This window comes from Streptomyces asiaticus (assembly GCF_018138715.1).
GTDB lineage: Bacteria > Actinomycetota > Actinomycetes > Streptomycetales > Streptomycetaceae > Streptomyces > Streptomyces asiaticus.
This window is the reverse complement of record NZ_JAGSHX010000006.1, coordinates 1805237-1824121: the sequence shown is the minus strand read 5'-3', so window position 1 is coordinate 1824121 and position 18885 is coordinate 1805237. Positions and strand designations below refer to the sequence as shown.

Here is an 18885-nt window from a genome sequence, read left to right as displayed (position 1 = left end):
AGCGAGCATGGACTTCGGACTCGTGCTTCAGACCGATCCACCCGCCTCGGCCGTCGTCGAGCTGATGCGCCGCGCCGAGCGCAATGGCTTCGGCTACGGCTGGACGTTCGACTCCGCCGTGCTGTGGCAGGAGCCGTTCGTCATCTACAGCCAGATCCTGGCCCGGACCGAGCGGCTGATCGTCGGCCCCATGGTCACCAACCCCGGGACCCGCACCTGGGAGGTGACCGCCTCCACGTTCGCCACCCTCAACGAGATGTACGGCAACCGCACGGTCTGCGGGATCGGCCGTGGCGACTCCGCGCTGCGGGTGGCGGGGCGCAAGCCCAACACCCTCGCCCGGCTCGAGGACGCCATCGGCGCCATCCGCGATCTGGCGGAGGGCAGGGAGGCCGTCGTGGACGGCAGCCCGGTGCGCATCCCCTGGATCGAGGACAGCAGGCTGCCGGTGTGGATGGCGGCGTACGGCCCCAAGGCGCTCGCGCTGGCCGGGCGGAAGGCCGACGGCTTCATCCTCCAGCTCGCCGACCCGTTCCTGACGGAGTGGATGGTCAAGGCGGTACGCTCCGCCGCCGCCGGGGCCGGGCGCGATCCGGACGCGGTCACCATCTGCGTCGCCGCCCCCGCGTATGTCGGCGACGACCTGGACCACGCCCGTGAGCAGTGCCGCTGGTTCGGCGGCATGGTCGGCAACCACGTGGCCGACCTGGTCGGCCGCTACGGCGAGCACTCCGGCGCCGTGCCCGAGTCCCTGACCGCGTACATCAAGGAGCGGCAGGGGTACGACTACGCCCACCACGGCCGGGCCGGCAACCCGGACACGGCGTTCGTGCCCGACGAGATCGTGGACCGGTTCTGTCTGCTCGGCCCGGCCGAGGCGCATATCGAGAAGCTGGAGCGGCTGCGCGAGCTGGGGGTCGGCCAGTTCGCGGTCTATGCGATGCACGACGCGAAGGAGCGCACGCTCGACGCGTACGGCGAGCATGTCATCCCGGCGCTCACCGGCTGACCGGAAGACCGGCTGAGCCGCGCACCGGCACGGCATGGCCCCTTTTTCCTAAGGAGGAGTCAATTCCGTTTCTGCGGCCGCTCGTCGACTATTGGCGGGCGGCCGCGGAGAACAAAAAGCAGATCCCCGAAAACCTTCGAACGTGGTTACAATCACCTCGGTTTTTGTGCTCTGATGTGCGGTCGGCCGAACGACTCATTGCCACAGAAGGGTTGGGCATGACACAAGCCGAGGTACCGATAGAGGTGGAGCTCCGGGGGCTCTACAAGGCCCACTATCGGTTTCAGTTCCTGAGCGCGGCATTCCAGTTAGGGCTCTTCGCGCTGGTGGAGAAGGAGCCCGGCCTGGCCGTGGGGGAGATAGCCACCCGGCTGGGGCTCAAGGAACAGCCCACCCGCATCCTCCTTCTCGGCTGTACGGTATTCGGGCTTTTGGACAAGAAGGGCGACAGCTACTACATCACCCCTCTCTCGAAGCCGCTGACCGCCAACTTCGACGAGGCGCCCGCCTCCAACATTCCCTGGGAACAAGACGGTATCTACCGGGCAATGGCCTGGTTCTGTGAATCCCTCAAGGAAGACACCAACATCGGTCTGCGGCGGGAGATTCCGGGAACGGCGCCCACCCTCTACGGGCGGCTCGCCGAAAATCCCGAACTGGAAGCCACATTCCACACCATGATGTCCTCGGTGAGCAGGCTCGTGGGCGCCGAACTGGGAGAGAAGCTCGACCTCTCCGAGTGCACCCATCTCCTGGACATCGGCGGCGGAACGGCCATCAACGCCGCCAACTTCGCCGCCCGCCGACCGGATCTGCGCATCACCATCGGTGATCTGCCCTCCATCGCGGCGGCCGCCAACCAGAAGATCGAGTAGCTGGGGCTGGCCGACCGGGTGCGGGCGGTGAGCCTCGACGCCTTCCACGACGAGTTCCCGACCGGCTGCGACGGCGTGCTCTTCGCCCACTTCCTGGAGATCTGGTCCCCCGAGCGGGTCCAGGAACTCCTCGCCAAGGCCGCCCGCGCCCTCCCTGCCGGCGGCGCGGTCTACGTGGTCACCCCGCGCCAGGACGACGACGGCACCGGACCCGAGCGGGCGGCGCTGCTGTCCGCGTACTTCCACACCATCGCCTCCGGCGAGGGCATGGTCTACACGGGCGCCGAGTACGAGGAGTGGTTCCGCGCGGTGGGCATCGAGCCCGCCGGACGGGTGCCCCTCGGCGCGGACACCGTCGTGATCACCGGCCGCAAGGCGTAGTCCGGAACCAGGCGAGGACACCCCCGGCGGGCGCGCCGTGCGATGCGGAGGTCGCGACGGCCCGTGCGCCGGGGGCACGACCCGCCCCGATCGGGAGGCGAACCATGGCCGGCGCCACGAGCCCAGCCACCCCTGGCCACACGGACGGCGAGGGCGACCGCCCGCCGCCGCACCACCGCCACAAGTGGCTGATCCTGGGGATCTGCTGCATCAGCCTGTTCATGGTGGGCCTCGACACCACCATCGTGAACCTCGCCCTGCCGTCCATCCAGGACGATCTGGACGCCACGCCCTCGGGGCTCCAGTGGACGGTGGACGCCTACACCGTGGTGCTCGCCGGCCTGCTGATGCTCTCCGGCTCCATGGCCGACCGGTTCGGCAGGCGCAGAACGTTCCAGACCGGGCTGCTGCTGTTCAGCCTGGGGTCGCTGCTGTGCGGGCTGGCCTCCGACACCGGTTCGCTGATCGCCTTCCGGATGGTGCAGGCCATGGGCGGCGCCATGCTCAACCCGGTCGCGGTCTCGATCATCGCCAACACCTTCACCGACCTGAAGGAGCGGGCCAGGGCGATCGGGCTGTGGGGCGCGGTCGCGGGTGTGAGCATCGCGCTGGGGCCTGTCGTCGGCGGCGCTCTGGTGGACTCCACCGGCTGGCAGGCCGTCTTCTGGGTCAACCTCCCGGTGGCCGCCCTCGCCCTGGCCCTCACCGCGCTGTTCGTCCCCGAGTCCAAGGCCCCGCGGCCGCGCAGACTCGATCCGGTGGGGCAGCTGCTGGTGATCGCGCTGCTGGCGACGCTCACGTTCGGCATCATCGAGGGCCCGGTCAAGGGCTGGGACTCGGCGCCGATCATCGGCTGCTTCACGGTCGTCGTGGCCGCCGCCGTCTCCCTCATCCGCTATGAACTCCGCCGTGTCGAACCGTTGCTGGACGTCCGCTTCTTCCGCAGCCCCTCCTTCAGCGGCGCCATCGCCTCGGCGGTGTGCGGGTTCGCCGCGCTCGCCGGGTTCCTCTTCCTCAACGCCCTGTACCTCCAGGACGTCAAGGAGTTCTCCCCGCTGCACACCGGGCTGCTCACCTTGCCGATGGCGGCCATGACCCTGGTCTCCTCGCCGCTCGCGGGCCGTATCGTCGGCGCCCGCGGCCCGCGTATCCCGATGGTGATCGCCGGGGCCGGTACGGCGGCGTGCGGACTGCTGCTGACCCAGGTGCGGGCGGACACCCCGATCTGGTACCTGGTCATCGCCTATGTGGCGTTCGGTATCGGCTTCGGCATGCTCGACGCCCCGCTGACCTACTCGGCCGTCTCCGGGATGCCGCGCTCCCAGGCGGGGGTGGCCGCCGCGGTCACCTCCACCGGCCGCCAGGTGGGGGCGGCCCTCGGTGTCGCCGTCCTCGGGTCGGTCTCCACCGCCCGGGTGCACGGCCCCTTCAGCTCCGGGTTCCCCGGGGCCAGCCATCTGGGCTGGGCAATCATGGCCGGGTGCGGACTCGCCATCGTGACGCTGGGCCTGCTCACCACCGGCGCCCGGGCCCGCCGCCCGGCGGAGCCCGGCCCCGAACCGGCCCCCGGCCAGCCCGCCGAACGGGTGCCGTGACCTGGCGCCCGTTCCCGCATAGCGCCGGGGTGAGCCGTGATGCCGGTCAAAGCGGGATTCGCGGCGGTCCCTCCCTTCACCTCGATGACACCTTCCCGCGGTCGCCGTGCCACCCGCTGTCGCAGAGACATGATTCGATGAACGCATGATCGATGAATTTCTCGCCGGTGATCTCGGCGCGGTGGAGAAGGCGGTCCGCGCGGCGGTCGCCGAAGAGGTCATGCCGCGCTTCCGGCAGCTCGCCGCCCATGAGATCGTCGAGAAGCAGGGCCCGCACGACCTGGTCACCACCGCCGACCGGCTGGCCGAGGAGCATCTGACCGAAGCCCTCACCAAGCTGCTGCCCGGCTCCGTGGTGGTGGGCGAGGAGGCGGTGCACGCCGATCCGGCCGTGCTCACCGCCCTCGGCGGGGACGCGCCCGTATGGATCGTCGACCCGGTCGACGGCACCCGGCAGTTCGTCCACGGCGACCCCGGCTTCTCGACGCTGGTCACCCTCGCCCACCGGGAAGAGCTCCTCGCGTCCTGGACGTACGCCCCGGTGCTCGGCCAGATGGCCATCGCCCGCCGTGGCGGGGGCGCGCTGCTGAACGGCGAGCCGATCCACAGCGGCTCCCCGGAGCCCGGCTCGGCCCTTCACATCGCCATCTCCCACTTCGACTTCACCACCGACGCGGAGAAGCGCACCCTGTCGGGCCTGCGGGCGCCGGAGGCCGAGGTGCGGCCCTGCGGCTCGGCCGGTCTCGAGTATCTGAACGTGGCCCGGGGGCGGCTCGACGCCGTCGCCTTCACCTGGGAGAACGCCTGGGACCACGCCGCCGGTCTGCTCCTGGTCGACGAGGCGGGCGGGGCACACAGCACGCTCGACGGCAAGCCGTTCCGGATCACTGGGGGCAACGCCCTTCCTTTCACTGCGGCCAGGGACGAGGCGGCCGTTCGGCATATCCTGGGCCTGCTGGCCGACGCCGGCTGATCGTTCCACCGATACCTCGAGGACGAGGGGGAGCCGACGTGCCGTCCATGCTCGACGCGGTCGTAGTGGGTGCCGGACCGAACGGGCTGACCGCGGCCGTCGAACTCGCCCGCCGCGGCTGCGCGGTGGAGGTCTTCGAGGCCGCGGACACCATCGGCGGGGGCTCACGCACCGAAGAGCTGACCCTCCCCGGCTTCCGGCACGACCCCTGCTCCGCCGTGCACCCACTCGCCATCGGCTCCCCGGCCTTCGAGCGGATGCCGCTGGCCCGGTACGGCCTGGAGTGGCTCCACCCCGAGCTGCCGCTGGCCCACCCCTTCCCGGACGGCACCGCCGCGGTGCTGGCCCGCTCGGTCGGCGAGACCGCCATGTCGCTCGGCCCCCGCGACGCCGGCACCTACCGCCGGCTGCTGGCCCCCTACCTCGGCCGCTGGGCCACCCTCGCCCCCGATCTGCTGCGCGCCCACTGGGACGGGGTGCCCCGCGACCCGATCACCTGGGCCCGCTTCGGGCTGCACGCGCTCCTGCCGGTCGCGCTGCTCGCGGGTCCGCTCCGCTTCCGCGACGAGAAGGCGCGCGCCCTGTTCGCCGGGCTGGCCGGGCACGCCATCGCGCCCACCAGCGCACCGGTCACCGGCGGCCTCGCCCTGATGTTCGCCGTCGCGGCCCATGAGGTCGGCTGGCCGATCCCGCGCGGCGGCTCCCAGTCGATCGTGGACGCGCTGGGCGCGTACCTGCGCGCACACGGCGGGGCGATCCACGTCTCCACCGAGGTCAAGCGGCTCGACGAACTGCCGCCCGCCCGCGCGTACATCTTCGACACCTCGCCGCGCGCCCTGGCCCGTATCGCCGGTCTCGGCAACGCCTACCGCCGCTACCGCTACGGGGCCAGCGCCTTCAAGATCGACTACGCGCTGTCCGGCCCGGTCCCCTGGACCGCGCCCGACGCCCGCCGCGCGGGCACCGTCCACGTCGGCCCCACCTCGGGCGAGATCGGCGCGGCGCTGCGGGCCGCCGTCGAGGGCCGCGACCCCTCCGTCCCGTTCCTGATCACCGCCCAGCCCAGCCTCCTGGACCCCTCCCGCGCCCCGGAGGGCAAGCACACGTTCTGGGCGTACGGCCATGTGCCCAGCGGCTGGAAGGGCGACGCCACGGAGGTGATCGAGCGTCAGATCGAGCGCTTCGCCCCGGGTTTCCGCGATCTGGTGCTGGCCCGCGCGGTGGCCGGCCCACCCGAGCTCGCCGCCCGCAACGCCAACTACATCGACGGCGACATCGCCTGCGGCGCCTTCGCGGGTATCCAGGCCGCCATACGCCCCAAGCTCGCCCGCGTCCCCTACGCCACCGCCCACCCGGCGGTCTACCTCTGCTCCTCCGCCACCCCGCCGGGCCCCGGCGTCCACGGCATGTCGGGCCACCACGCGGCGCGTGCGGTGTGGCGGAGGCTGCGGGCGCGGTAGGGCCCGGCTGGGGCCTGCGGCCGCCTCAGTGCGGGACGGCGCCTCAGTGCGGGATGGTGCTTCAGTGCGGGATGGTGCTTCAGTGCGGGACAGCGCCTCAGTGCGGGATGGTGTCGATGACCTCGCGGGCGCCCTGCCGGAGCAGCGCCACCGCGACCGACGTGCCCAGGGTGGCCGGGTCCAGGGGGCCCGCCCATTCGTGGGCGTCCAGGACCGTCTTGCCGTCGGGGCTGAAGACCCGGGCGCGCAGCGAGAGGCGGCCGTCGCGCTCGGCCCTGGCATAGCCCGCGATGGGGGAGTTGCAGTGGCCCTGGAGCACATGCAGCAGCATGCGCTCCGCGGTGATTTCCTTCCAGACCGCGGCGTCGCCGAGCCCGGCCACGGCCTCGATCGTCTCGGTGTCGTCCTCCCGGCACTGGAGCCCCAGCACCCCGGCGCCGATCGGCGGGCACATGGCGTCCACCGGCAGGATCTCGCTGATCCGGTCCATACGGCCGATCCGCTCCAGACCCGAGACGGCCAGCAGCAGCGCGTCGCAGTCGCCCGCGTCCAGCTTCTCCAGCCGGCGGTTGGCGTTGCCGCGCATCGGCACGCACTCCAGCTGCGGGTGGGTGATGGCCAGCTGGGCGACGCGGCGGACCGAGGAGGTGCCGATCCGGGTGCCCGCGGGCATCTCGTCGAGGGTGAGCCCGCCGGGGTGGATCACGGCGTCGCGGATGTCGTCCCGCTTGAGGTAGGCGGCGAAGACCGTGCCCGCGGGCAGCGGACGGTCGGCGGGCACGTCCTTGATGCAGTGCACCGCGAGATCCGCCTCACCCGCCAGCAGCGTGGCGTCCACCTCCTTGGTGAACGCACCCTTCCCGCCCAGCTTCGACAGATCGCCCATCCACCGGTCGCCGGAGGTGGTGACCGGTACGACCTCCGTACGGATCCCCGGCCGCAGCGCGGCCAGCTCGGTACGGACCCGTTCGACCTGGGCGAGGGCCATGGGGGAGGAACGGGAGACGATGCGGATCAAATCGGCGGACATGGCGTAGAGGATAGGCCCTCGCGGCGGGCGCTATGTCCCGGCCCCGGGGAACCCCTCCGCGACCAGGGCGGCGAGGTCGATGTAGGCGTCGAGGGTCCTGGACGCGAGCCGTTGGAGGTCGATTGCGCCCCGGGTTGCCAGATGCTCGTCGTACGGCACCACGGCCACGCCGCGGCAGCGGTCCCGGAACCCCGCCGCGAGGCCCTCGTAGTGATCGGTCCAGGGCACGTCGTGCGACATGTTGATCACGGTGATGGCGCGTCGCACCAGGTCCGCGTGACCGTCCTCGGCCAGCCGGTCCAGGGCCGTGTGCGCGCTCCTCATGTGCTCAACCGATGGAGTGGTAACGATGATCAACTGGTCGGCGAGATCGACGATCCCGCGCATGCTGCGGTGGAGTGCGCCGGTGTCCGAGTCGCTGAGGACGATCGGGTAGTGCGGCGCCAGAAGGGTCATGACGCGGCGGTACTCCGTGTCGTCGATCGGGGCCGCCCGGCCCACGAGACTCATCGGGGTGGTGTCTCCGAGGAGGACCTCGAGCCCGGAGGGCAGTCGCGAGGTGAAGCGCCGGATGGACTCCGCGTCGTCGATGGGAAGACCGGCGCGGGCCAGATCGTGGACGGCCCCCTCGGATCGGCCGTCGACCCGGCGGCTGAGCGAGTCACCGCCGGGCATCGCGTCCACCGCGATGACCTGGTCCTGGCGCTCGGCCGCGAGGAGCGCGCCCAGGGCGAGGGTCGTGACGGTGCGCCCGGCACTCACGGGGCGGCTGATCACCGCGATGCGGTGGCAGGACGGCAGCGGCGTACGGATGAGGTCCAGCTTGCGCTGTCGCTGCTCCGCCCTGGCCGACCGCCCGCCGAGCCCCACGAGCGCGGCCAGGCGGGAACGGGTGGAACGAGGGGGCCGCGGCGGCTCGGGAGCCGTCGTGGGGGCGGGCCCGGCGTCCGGTGTCCCGTCCGGCGGTGAGGGCGGGGCCGAGGTCTCGACCTCGTACGATGTATGGGCCGAGGCCAGCACGGGCGGCAGGCACCGGACGAGGACCTCCGCCACCCGGCCCGCCGACGGTCGTCTGCTCGGCCGGTCGTCCAGACAGGCGGACACGATCGAGATCAGCTGGGGTTCGCGCCATATGGCGTCTGTCCGGGAGAGCTGAGCGGTCGGCTGTGCGTCGCTCAGGGCGCGGAGGATCTCGCCCAGGGCGTAGACATTGTCCGCGTGGGTGGGGGTTTTCCGATGGCGGTCGTTGATGCTCGCGTCGGTCCAGCCGATGAGCTTCACCGTACGGCCGACGACGAGCACGGTGTCCGCCGTAAGGGTCCCGAGGACGATCCCCTTGAGCGCGCACATGTTCACCGCCTCGGCGACGCGGAGGCCGATGGTGGCGGCGTGCACGGCGTCCAGCCGGGGGGAGCCGTCAGACCTCCGGCCCAGGAGCGTTGACAGTAGCGGGGCCGGTGAGCCGTCGGGCAGGCTGATGAACTCCTGCGTGATCCACGGGGGGTTGAGGTAGGAGTCGTCCGCGACGAGCCGTGGCGCGTAGTGCCCGGACATCCGCCGCAGCGCTTCCGCCTCGGTCCGCAGCTCCCGATGGGCGCCCGGGGCGACGCGTATCACCACATCGTTCGCCGCGCCCGATCGACGGGCCAGATAGACGTCCTGCCCCCGGCTGCCGCCCAGCCTGCGGTAGGCGCGGTACGGGTCGAACGACGGCAGGCCGCTCTCCGGCTCCGTGCGGGGAGCGCCGGCGGAGCCGGAGGACGCCGGCAAGGGCGGTGTCGTGGACAGATCCGCGCCGCACACGCCGCAAAAGCGGTCGAACGGGTCCAGTGGGTCGCCGCACACCGCGCAGGTGGTGGGTTCCCCGGGGCGCGGCCGGGGCTGCCCGGCGCGGGCATGCGGCGGCGCGGCGTCCGGCTGGAAGTCCATGAGGAATTCCCAGATCCCGCGTGCGGTGTGGTGGCTGGGGTTCTCCCGGCACGCCATCACCATGGCGCGGAGCGGTTCCCAGGCGGCATCGCTCCAGCGCGGCATGAAATACAGCCCCGGGGCGGGCCGACGCGTCTGTGCCCCGCCGCCGAGGCACAGCAGGATGTCGCCCAGTGCACCGATGACATCCTTGAAGGCCGGCGGGCGGCCATCGGTGGACGCCGGGGACGGCATCCTGTCGATGGTGGCCGACGACCAGCCGGTCAGGAGGATGTTCTCACCGGCGATATGCACGGTGCTGACGCTGAGGTCGCCGTGCACCATCCCCGCCTTCTCGGAGATCCGCACCGCGTCCGCGACCTTGCGGGCGAGCGCGAGGGCGGTATGTCCGTCCCAGCGCTCGGGGCTGGTGAGGAGGGCGTCGTCCAGCCGGTCCCCCCACCGCTCGGCGTCGGCGCGCAGGACGAAGTCCAGACGCTCCCCGATGAGGGCTTCTTCCGCGACCCACGGAACGTCGTCGTTCAGCCCCTCGCGCAGCAGACGGCGGGCGTAGCGGCCGTCCATCCGGCGCAGCGCCTCCGCCTCCACCGCCAGCAGGTCGGCGTCCTGCTGGCCGCGCACACGCCGGGCCACCTGGACGATGGCCTCCGCGCCGTATGGGTCCCGGCCCAGATACGGGTTGAGCCGCGCTCCCGGTGGTCCGGCCATCGTCAGCCGGTACGGACCGATGGTGCGTGGATCTCTGGGCTCCAGACGGCGCCACTGCTCCGCCGCCGTACGGGTCGTGAACGCCGACGACAGCGATGTGGCCCCCAGCCGGGCCGCCAGCCGTCGCTCCACCGTGCTGAAGGGCCGGGCGCCGGGCGGGAGCCGGTCGGTGCCGCCCGGGTCGGCCAGCCAGGCCGGGAAGTCGGGGGAGCGGCCCGCCAGTTGCTCAAGGCGACGGCCGATCAGCCGGCTGGTCGCGACCAGCTCCGCCAGCGGCACCGCGCCCAGCAGCGCCCGCTGTGCCGCGTCGGTGAAGGTGAAGGGGCGGTGTTCGGGCGGCAGCGGGTCCGTACCCGCCGAGGCGGGCGGTTCGACGGGGCGCATCAGCCCGCCCAGGAACACCTCGGCCAGCCGTCCGGTGTCGGTCCGGCCGTCCACCGCCTTCTGCACCATCCGCATCACCGGCACCGGCAGCGGGGCCACGGCGGCGAGATGGGCCGCCAGCCGGTACGCCTCCGGGGACGCCGCGTCCCGGAAGCGCTGGACGGGGCCGAGCTCATCGGCCGGGGCGGGGACGGCGGCGGCCGGGGCGGAGGCGGCGGCCGGGGCGGTACGCGGGCCGTCGTGCGGGCTGGCGTGCGGGCCGTCATGCGGGCTGGCGCGCGGCCCGTCGCGCGGCGGGACCAGCAGCGGGAGGACCGCCGTACCGCTCGCGGAGGCGATCAGCCGGGCCCAGTCGGCCAGCGGCCCGGCGTCCGGCTCCAGCACCGGAACCGGCACCCCCGCGAAACGCGCCAGGGCGGCGGGCAGCACCGGATCCGCGACCGTCCAGTCCGCGTTGGCCGAGCCCGGTCTGCGGGTACGCACCTGCCAGCGCCGCGTCCGGATCCCGGAGCCCTCCCACAGCCGGGGCGGCAGCGCGTGCACCACCGCCGTGGGGCCGAACCCCGCCCAGCGCGCCAGCACCTGGCCCATCCGCCCGTCCCGCCACGCCGCGCCCACCCCGTCGCTCACCACGAGCACCAGCGTGTGCCCGGAAGGATCGGACAACGCCGTCGTGGGCAGCAGGGGCGCTTCCGGGGCGTACGGGCGGGTGCGCAGCGCGGGTGCGCCATCGCCGCGCGTGTGCAGGCCCACCACCCGGACGACGCGGAAGGCGCCCGAGCGCTGGAGTACGGTGCGCAACTCGACGGCGAGCCGCCGCCACAGCAGCATCGACATCCCGTCGTCGATGACGAGCGCGAGATCGAGCCACCGTTCGCGGGCGGGGCGGGTCACCACGTCCGGCAGACCGGTCTCGGCGAGTGCGGTGGCGGTGGCGGCCTCGTCGAACTCCCGCTTGAGCGGATTGGGACGGTGCTGTTTGAGCGGGCGCAGGGCGCGGCCGATGGAGAGCTCCTGGTGCAGCGCCTTGTCCTCGGGCACGCGCAGCGGCAGCGCGCGCCGCGCGTCCGCGGATGTGCCCTCCAGGCCCTCCGCCCCCTCCGCACCGGGCGCCTGACTGCCGCCGTACAGGCCGCGCAGCCGCTGATCGCCACCGCGCGGGGCCCGGGCGGGTCGCTGCTCCGGCGGATCGTCCGGCCACCCCTCGGCGGGGGCGGACGGCCGGGCGCCGGGCACGCCGCCGTTGGCCCGCGCGGTATCGGCGGGCGTGGTCCGCTGCTCGGTCCGCTGAGCGGAGGCGGGCGGCGAGGCCGTGGCCGCGGGACGGGGAATGGGCCCGGGGCGCGTGCCGGGCAGCGCCGCCCCGCCGCGCGTCACCGCGCGGGCCAGGGGCGCCCGCTCCGCGCCGTCCTCGGGCAGCCGCCCGGCCAGCCAGAGCGCGTCGAGCAGCTCCTCCCCGGACAGCTCGAGACCACTGGCGGCAAGAACCGCGATCGCCTCGTCAAGCCGCCCCAACCGCCTGGCACCGCCCTGCTCGGTGTCACCGCGCCCGACGTCGCCCTGCCCGGCGTCACCCCGCCCGCCGCGGTCCTGCCCCGCGTCGCCATGCCCCGCGTCGCCATGCCCCGCGTCGCCATGCCCCGCGTCGCCATGCCCCGCGCCGCCGTGCCCCGCGTCCCCCCGGCTCACGTGTCACACCGCCCCGCCCAGCCGGTGCAGCACCGCTTCCAGCAGGCCGTCCGCCGTCACATCCAAGCCGCCCGCGCGCAGGAACACGGCGTTCAGCAGCTGGTCGGTCGCCAGCTCGCGGGCCGCCCGGCGGCGGAGAAAGGCGTCCAGCAGCTGATCGACGTCCTCCAGCGCGTCGTCTCCCAGATGCGCGGTGACGATCGCCCGCAGTCGCGACTCGTCGGGGGTGGGCAGCTCCAGCCGGACACAGCGGCGGAGGAAGGCGGGCGGGAAGTCGCGCTCACCGTTGCTGGTGATCACCACGACCGGGAACTCCTCGCACACCAGCCGGCCCCGCCGCACCGTGGCACGCTCGCCCGCCCGCTCGGTGAGCACCTCCACCACCGACTGCTCCTCCGGCAGCCGGGCCAGCTCGGGGATCTCGAACTCGCCCTCCTCGAAGACGGTCAGCAGATCGTTCGGCAGGTCGACATCGCCCTTGTCGAGCTCGTCGACGAGCAGTACCCGGGGGCGTTCGCCCGGCACCAGCGCGGTGCCCAGCGGTCCGAGCCGTACGAAGCTGCCGATGTCGGGCTCGGCCTCGCCACGGTCGCGCGTCAGGGCCGTCTCGCGCAGCCGCCCGATCGCGTCGTAGCGGTAGAGCGCGTCCTGCACGGTGGACCGGCTGTTGACCGGCCAGCGCAGCACCTCGCCCAGGTCCATCTCATGCGCGATCGCCCGCGCGAGCGAGGACTTGCCGGTCCCCGGGCTGCCGGTGACGAGCAGCGGACGCCGCAGATGGAGGGCCGCGTTGACCACGTCCGCGTGTTCGGGCTCGATCAGATACGGCGCCGGGCCCGCCGGACCGGACGGCGCCCGCTCCCCGTCGGGGACTGCCCGCCCCGCCGTGGCGCCGAAGCGGCGCCACGGCGGGGCGGGTGGCATCTCCACGTGCCGGGCCACGCCGTCCCCCCGGAACAGCCGCCAGTCGGGCTCCTCCCGTGGATTCATCGGGGAACCTCCCTCTCGGCCCGCCTCAGCGGACATCGCGCGCCTCCTGCCGTCTCTCTCACTGCCGCCTCACTGCCGCTGCGGATCCCACCGTCACTCCGTGGGGTCCACAAGATCCAGCCGTGGCAGCGCCCGCCCCGCATCGGCCCAGGCGAGCACCGGCCGCCCGGGGTACTCCTCGGGCCGTTGCAGGGTCTTCGTGCGGTAGGTCCGTACGGCCTCGGGCAGTTGCCGGGTGCTCGCCCCCGCCGCGTGGCGCACGGCCGGGGAGCCCTGCTCCCCGCTGCGATCCCACAGCACCACCGGAACGCCCGCGGCCAGACACATCTGCACCACACCGGTGCGCCGGTGGGCCGCCACATCGACGGTGACCCGGGCGGTGAGCCGCTCCATGAGCAGACCGCACACCGCCTCCGGGTCCGGGGCCGTGGCGTCGTCGATGTGCACGGGCTCCTCGGCCTCCAGCCGGGCCCAGCGCTCCCGCCACTGGTCCAGCATCGTGCCGCCGTTCAGCTCCCGCAGCTCGGGGCAGTTGACGACCAGGGGGTACGGGGTGCCGAGCCGCATGGGGAGCACCGCTCCCGGCCCCGCGGCCTTCCAGCGGTCCACCGGCACCTCCAGGGCGTCCCGGTCCACGACCAGTTCGATGACGGGCCGCGGCCCCGAGGGGTCGGGGCGGCGCAGCGTGCCCACGGCGGCGAAGATCTCCTGGGCCACCTCCTGCGCGCCGCGCGGCCGTTCACTGTCGTCCGACACCTGGCGCAGCCCGTCCCCGTCGTCGCACCACAGCCGCAGCCGGTAGCGCTCGGGCTCCTCCTCCCGCGTCGCCGCCGGTGCGCCGCCGGGTGCCGCCCCGCAGCGGTCCAGCTTCGCCACCACGCGGGGCGCGGCGCCCCGGGAGGCGCTCCGGGCCCACTGCTCGGCGTCGTGGCGGCGGTCCATCAGGGCGGCGTCATGGACGCCGAGACGGCGGGCGACCGCCGCGTTCCACCGCCGCAGCGCGGCGCGCTGCTCCGCCGGGCAGCATCCGGCGGCCACGAACTCCACGGCCCGCAGCAGGCCCGGCACGGCGGGCATGGCCCCGTCGTCGGCCGCCGAGCTGTCCCCGTGCAGCCCCTCCACATGGGCGATCAACGCCTCGAACCGCCCGCCGAGGCCGTCTCCGCCGCGGACACCGCCGAGGCCGTGTCCGTCGCCGTCCCGATCACGGCCGTGGTGACCGTCATCGCCGGTGAGCAGCGCCGCGGGCAGGGCCGCCAGCGGCAGCGCCGCCCGTACGGCCCCGGGGACACCGGCCGCGGCGGCCGCGGGCAGGGCGCGCAGCTGGACCAGCAGCCGCTCGTGCTCACCTGGCGAGAGCAGCTTGGGCAGCCCGCAGCGGCGTCCGATGGCGAGGAGGTCGTCGGCCACCGGGCCCGCCATGCCGCGCACCGCCTCGACCAGCGCGGGCAGCGCACGCCCCCGGGTGAGCAGCAGCTGGGCGAACTCCTCGGCGGAGGGCACGCCGTCCGCGCGATGGCCGAGGCCGCACTGGCGGGCGACCGTACGGCAGCAGCGGATCCAGCCCTCGGACAGCGTCAGCGGCCCGTCCAGCAGGGCGACGAGCTCGGCGTAGCCGGGGTGGTCGCGCACGTCCTCCGCGGGCTGCCGGGGCAGCAGATGGCCCGCCCCGGCGTCGTCCAGCTCCCGCGTCACGCGCTGCCAGGGGATGCCCCAGGCGCGGCGCAGCGTCCCCTGGACGCGGAGCTTTGCCGTCACCAGCCCGACGACGGCGCCCTCCTCGTTGGACCACAACGGGCCGCCGCTGTAGGCGGCTTCGATGTCCAGGGCGCGCTCGGCCCCGTCGAAGTAGCCGAACCGCCCGTCGCACGCGCTCACTTCGGCGTCGGCGAACACTCCGGGCTCCCCGCTGCCGTGCCAGGCCCGTACGAGCTGCCGCTTGGCCATCGGGTGCCAGCGCGGCGGCTCGATCGCGGGCGGCGGGCTCACGTTCAGCCGCAGGACGGCGAGGTCGCCGTTCCACTCGAAGGCGCCCAGGCCGCCGTCGTCGGTCCGGGGCGGTATCCAGACCGCCAGCTCGGCGTGGGCCTCGACGGTGTGTTCCGGTCCGTGGAGCCGTACGGGCACGGCGATCGGGCCCGGGTGATCCGGGGCCAGCATGTCCTTTCCCAGCGCGCTGTTGACCACATGAGCGCACGTCAGCAGATGGCGGCGCGGCAGCAGGACGCCCGCGCCCGCCGGTCTTCCGTCGGCCTTGGCGAGAATGGACACCGCGGGCCGTGACGAGACCCCGTGCGCGTGGAACCACCCCATGGGCTTCAGCCCGCGGGGCCGGGCCGGGACGGCGGCACCGCCGGCGCCGTGGGCCCGGGCCGCTCCGACGGCCTCCAGGTGGCCGAAATGGTCAGGTTGGCGTTCCCGTTGGCGCCCACGATGCCGAGCTTGAGGTCCTGGCCGACCTGCACCCCGAACTGCACGGTGAACTCCTGGGGCGGATGCGGAGCCGAGCTGACGGCGTCGTGCACATCCTGGAGCACCGGCCCCAGCCCTTGCAGGATGACGCCCAGCCCGGCATGGGCGAGCGTGGCCGCGGCCTGCGCACCCCGCCCCACCGGGGTCACGCCGCCGACGCCGCCGTATGCGTCCTCGGGGGAGGCGTCTCCCACGGGGGCCAGTTCCAGCCGTACGGTCGTGCCGTCCGCCAGGGGTATCTCACGGTGTTCCGTCACATTCCTCATCATGCCGATCATCAGGCGTCCGGTCTGCCCCTTCGCACCAAACGCCGCCGGAACGACGGACGGGGCGCGGGGCCACGGGGCGCGCGCCACCGGGGCGGTCCGCGCAAGGTCGATGTCGGATTCCCGCGAGCCTGCCCCCACCCCGCTGGCGGATGCTGGACCCATGCACACCGACACCGACCGGTGCCTCCGCGCCGCACAGGCCAAGGACGCCCGCTTCGACGGGTGGTTCTTCATCGCCGTCGTGACCACCGGGATCTACTGCCGGCCGAGCTGCCCGGTCGTCGGGCTCAAGCCCGAGAACATGCGGTTCTACCCCAGCGCCGCGGCCGCCCAGCAGGCCGGGTTCCGGGCCTGCAAGCGGTGCCGTCCGGACGCCAGCCCCGGCTCGCCGGAGTGGAACGAGCGGGCGGATCTGGTGGCCCGTGCCATGCGGCTGATCGCCGACGGTGTGGTGGACCGGGACGGGGTCCCGGGCCTGGCGGCCCGGCTGGGATACAGCACCCGGCAGGTCGAGCGGCAGCTGCTCGCCGAGCTCGGCGCGGGCCCGCTCGCGCTCGCCAGGGCCCAGCGGGCGCAGACCGCGCGGCTGCTGATCGAGACCAGTGCGCTGCCGATGGCGGACATCGCCTTCGCGGCCGGGTTCGCCAGCGTCCGCGCGTTCAACGAGACCGTACGGGAGATCTTCGCGCTCTCCCCGACCGAGCTGCGGCAGCGGGCCGGCCGAGGGCCGCGGACCAGCGTGCCGGGGGCGCTGACGCTGCGGCTGCCGTTCCGGGCGCCGCTGTGTCCGGACAACCTCTTCGGGCACCTGGCCGCCACCGCCGTCCCCGGCGTCGAGGAGTGGCGGGACGGCGCGTACCGGCGCACCCTGCGGCTGCCGTACGGGCCCGGGGTGGTCACCCTCAGCCCCCGGCCGGACCACATCGCCTGCCAGCTCTCCCTCGCCGACCTGCGCGATCTGGCCGGGGCGATCAGCCGCTGCCGGCGGTTGCTGGACCTCGACGCGGACCCGGCCGCCGTGGACGATCTGCTGCGTACGGACCTCCGGTTGGCCCCGCTGGTCGACAAGGCCCCGGGGCGGCGGGTGCCGCGCGCGGTGGACGCGGACGAGTTCGCGGTGCGCGCGGTGCTCGGACAGCAGGTGTCCACGGCGGCCGCCCGCACCCACGCCGGGCGCCTGGTGACGGCGCACGGCGAGCCCGTGGAGGACCCGGCGGGCGGCCTGACCCACCTCTTCCCGTCCGTCCAGGCCCTCGCCGGGCTCGACCCCGAGAAGCTGGCCATGCCCCGCACCCGCCGCGCCACCCTCACCGGGCTGATCGGCGCGCTCGCCGAGGGCCGGGTCGCGCTCGGCGTCGGCAGCGACTGGGACGAGGCCCGCGCGAGCCTCGGCGCGCTGCCGGGGCTCGGCCCCTGGACCGTCGAGGTGATCGCGATGCGCGCCCTCGGCGACCCGGACGCCTTCCTCCCGACCGACCTGGGAGTGCGCCGCGCCGCCACCGAACTGGGCCTGCCCGCGACGCCAGGCGCCCTCACCCGCCACTCGACCCACTGGCGCCCCTGGCGCGCCTACGCCGTCCAGTACCTATGGGCCACGGACGCGGCCCACGCCATCAACCGCCTACCGGCAGCATGACCGTTTGTGGGCAATCGCCCCGCGAGGGGGCACCTCCCAGCGGTAGCTGGGGGAGGGACGGGTGGGCACAAACCGGCCACCGGGCCGCACCCGGCAACGAAACGGCGGCCCGCACACCGCTGAGCCGCCCGACCAGCACCGCACGCATCACCCGCCACCCCACCGAGGAACACATGAACCGCACCCACACCACCATCGACAGCCCCTACGGCCCCCTCACCCTCGTGGCCACCGGCACCGACCTCTCCGGGCTCTACATGGTCGCGCAGCGCCACCGCCCATTCGAGGAAACCTTCGGCGCCCCCGGCGACCCGGCCGACACTCCCTTCGCCGAGACCATCCACCAGCTCACGGCCTACTTCGCGGGCGAGCTGACCGAGTTCGACCTGCCGCTGCACCTGGACGGCACGCCCTTCCAGCGCCGCGTCTGGGCCGAGCTGCGGGCCATCCCGTACGGCGAGACCTGGTCGTACGGCCAGTTGGCCGACCGCATCGGCCGGCCCACCGCCTCCCGCGCGGTGGGCCTGGCCAACGGCAAGAACCCGGTCGGCATCATCGTCCCCTGCCACCGCGTCGTCGGCTCGTCCGGCAGCCTCACCGGCTACGGCGGCGGCCTGGACCGCAAGCGGCGGCTGCTGGAGTTCGAGTCGCGACAAGAGCGGCAAGAACTGCCCGGCCTCTTCTGACCATGAACTCAGTGATCAGCCCGCGGCGATGCGGTCCAGCAAAGCAGGCAGCGCCACACTGATGGGCTCGCGAACGACCTCGTCCGCAAGCTCGTCGTACGGCGTCGGCTCCGCGTTGACGATGATCAGCCGGGCCCCATGCTCGGCGGCCAGCCCGGCGAGCGAGGCCGCGGGCTGAACCTGGAGGCTGGTACCGACCGCGATGAAGATCTCGCACGCCTGCGCCACCGCGACCGCTTCCGTCAGCACCTCCGGATCGAGGTTCTCCCCGAACATCACCGTGGCCGACTTCAGGATCCCGCCGCACTCCCGGCACGCCGGATCCGCCTCACCCGCCGCGACCCGCTCCAGCGCCTCGTCCATCCCGGACCGCGCCTCGCAGTGGGTGCACCGCACGGCCCGCGCGGTGCCGTGCAGCTCCAGCACCTTGCGCGCGGGCATCCCGGCGATCTGGTGCAGCCCGTCCACGTTCTGGGTGATCACCCGCACCGGCACCCCCGAACGCTCCAGCCGGGCGACGGCCTCGTGCGCCCCGTTGGGCCGGGCGTGCAGCGCCTTGCTGTCGCGCCGCATCTCCCAGGAGCGGCGCCGGATGTCGGGGTCGGTCATGTAGTACTCGTACGTCACGAGCTTCTCGGCCTCGGGATCGCGCCGCCACAGCCCCTGCGGACCGCGGTAGTCGGGGATTCCGGAGTCGGTGGAGATTCCCGCCCCGCTCAGGATCGCCACCAGCGGCCGGTGCGTCGTCTCGCTGCTCATGCGGCGAGCGTACGCACGCGGCGCGGCCGACGGCGAGCGC

Annotated in this window: 12 protein-coding genes and 1 pseudogene; 7 read left to right on the top strand and 6 right to left on the bottom strand. The window is 73.7% G+C overall.

Annotated elements, in window-relative coordinates:
- Positions 1 to 7: 7 nt before the first annotated feature.
- The 5 genes and pseudogenes from KHP12_RS15400 to KHP12_RS15380 all read left to right on the top strand — a co-directional run bounded on the left by KHP12_RS15400 (position 8) and on the right by KHP12_RS15380 (position 6293).
- Positions 8 to 1009 (top strand): TIGR03842 family LLM class F420-dependent oxidoreductase, encoded by a 1002-nt coding sequence (locus tag KHP12_RS15400; RefSeq protein WP_086880036.1) that lies wholly within the window; start codon positions 8 to 10, stop codon positions 1007 to 1009.
- Positions 1010 to 1227: 218 nt separating this feature from the next.
- Positions 1228 to 2265: pseudogene (locus KHP12_RS15395) on the top strand (methyltransferase).
- A 104-nt stretch (positions 2266 to 2369) separates the two neighbouring features.
- A complete protein-coding gene (locus KHP12_RS15390; protein WP_086880038.1) occupies positions 2370 to 3860 on the top strand; it encodes an MFS transporter in 1491 nt (496 codons plus the stop codon).
- Between the two features lie 145 nt (positions 3861 to 4005).
- Entirely contained in the window at positions 4006 to 4833 is an 828-nt protein-coding gene (locus tag KHP12_RS15385) for an inositol monophosphatase family protein (RefSeq protein WP_086880039.1), read from the top strand.
- Positions 4834 to 4880: 47 nt separating this feature from the next.
- On the top strand, positions 4881 to 6293 hold the full coding sequence (locus KHP12_RS15380; RefSeq protein ID WP_210610498.1) for a phytoene desaturase family protein: 1413 nt from the start codon (positions 4881 to 4883) through the stop codon (positions 6291 to 6293).
- A gap of 97 nt (positions 6294 to 6390) precedes the next feature.
- Here KHP12_RS15380 and hemC read toward each other — a convergent pair whose 3' ends face one another.
- From hemC to KHP12_RS15355, 5 genes are all read right to left on the bottom strand, one after another.
- Positions 6391 to 7323 carry a hydroxymethylbilane synthase gene (gene hemC / locus KHP12_RS15375; protein ID WP_086879568.1) on the bottom strand — a complete coding sequence of 311 codons (933 nt, stop codon included), beginning with the start codon at positions 7321 to 7323 and terminating at the stop codon, positions 6391 to 6393.
- 30 nt (positions 7324 to 7353) lie between these two features.
- Positions 7354 to 12033 (bottom strand): SAV_2336 N-terminal domain-related protein, encoded by a 4680-nt coding sequence (locus KHP12_RS15370; RefSeq protein WP_210610075.1) that lies wholly within the window; start codon positions 12031 to 12033, stop codon positions 7354 to 7356.
- A 3-nt stretch (positions 12034 to 12036) separates the two neighbouring features.
- Positions 12037 to 13023 (bottom strand): AAA family ATPase, encoded by a 987-nt coding sequence (locus KHP12_RS15365; RefSeq protein WP_086879570.1) that lies wholly within the window; start codon positions 13021 to 13023, stop codon positions 12037 to 12039.
- Between the two features lie 93 nt (positions 13024 to 13116).
- Positions 13117 to 15336 (bottom strand): VMAP-C domain-containing protein, encoded by a 2220-nt coding sequence (locus KHP12_RS15360; protein ID WP_086879571.1) that lies wholly within the window; start codon positions 15334 to 15336, stop codon positions 13117 to 13119.
- 5 nt (positions 15337 to 15341) lie between these two features.
- Positions 15342 to 15761 (bottom strand): CU044_2847 family protein, encoded by a 420-nt coding sequence (locus tag KHP12_RS15355; RefSeq protein WP_244202494.1) that lies wholly within the window; start codon positions 15759 to 15761, stop codon positions 15342 to 15344.
- Positions 15762 to 15924: 163 nt separating this feature from the next.
- Between KHP12_RS15355 and KHP12_RS15350 the strand changes: the two genes are divergently transcribed.
- Both KHP12_RS15350 and KHP12_RS15345 read left to right on the top strand, forming a co-directional pair.
- A complete protein-coding gene (locus KHP12_RS15350) occupies positions 15925 to 17400 on the top strand; it encodes a DNA-3-methyladenine glycosylase 2 family protein (protein ID WP_211833062.1) in 1476 nt (491 codons plus the stop codon).
- A gap of 173 nt (positions 17401 to 17573) precedes the next feature.
- Positions 17574 to 18086, top strand: coding sequence for a methylated-DNA--[protein]-cysteine S-methyltransferase (locus tag KHP12_RS15345; protein ID WP_086881267.1), 513 nt, complete (start codon positions 17574 to 17576; stop codon positions 18084 to 18086).
- A 15-nt stretch (positions 18087 to 18101) separates the two neighbouring features.
- Here KHP12_RS15345 and KHP12_RS15340 read toward each other — a convergent pair whose 3' ends face one another.
- Positions 18102 to 18845, bottom strand: coding sequence for an SIR2 family NAD-dependent protein deacylase (locus tag KHP12_RS15340; protein ID WP_086881263.1), 744 nt, complete (start codon positions 18843 to 18845; stop codon positions 18102 to 18104).
- Between the last annotated feature and the right edge of the window lie 40 nt (positions 18846 to 18885).